This window comes from Halomonas sp. ND22Bw, from assembly GCF_003011945.1.
Taxonomy (GTDB): Bacteria; Pseudomonadota; Gammaproteobacteria; order Pseudomonadales; family Halomonadaceae; genus Halomonas; species Halomonas halophila.
On the sequence record NZ_PXWD01000146.1, the window covers coordinates 1 to 465 of the forward strand.

At 60.0% G+C, this 465-nt stretch carries 2 protein-coding genes; both read left to right on the forward strand.

The features are described from left to right. Window positions 1-271: ABC-three component system protein (locus CVH10_RS25720; RefSeq protein WP_369335854.1), on the forward strand; the 271-nt coding region annotated here is incomplete at its 5' end. Next, window positions 268-465, forward strand: a 198-nt coding sequence (locus CVH10_RS26620) for an ABC-three component system middle component 6 (protein ID WP_106489348.1), incomplete at its 3' end; no start/stop codon positions are given. The genes CVH10_RS25720 and CVH10_RS26620, both read left to right, overlap by 4 nt.

Here is a 465-nt window from a genome sequence, read left to right on the forward strand (position 1 = left end):
ACTTCGCGCCGGTCGGCGCAAGGAGCGGCTCGTTGAGTCATTCATCGACAGCCAATTCAATCCCCAGCAGGGGGAGCGAATTGCGCACACATTCCGCGAAAGATACGCGGAGCTGAACGCGCTGCGCCTACCGCCTGACACGATCTTCGGCTACTTGCACCGGCTCGTCGGAACGTCCGGCACTCCGCAGCAGCAAGCGGCTGGATTGGCCGTGCTCTCCTATCTGTTCGAGCGCTGCGACATCTTCGAAGACGCGCCGACAATCCAATGATCCTTCCTGCAAAGCATCTTTCTACGGAACGCGCCCTTCTTTCGGTCGGTGGACACCTGCTTGAACAGCTGGACGCCCCCCAGACGGTCTCCAGTCTGTGGGACTCCGTGAGGGCAAGGCGAGAAACCGATGATCCTCGCGCGCCGATCAGCTACGACTGGTTCATACTTGCCCTCGACCTCTTGTTCATGATG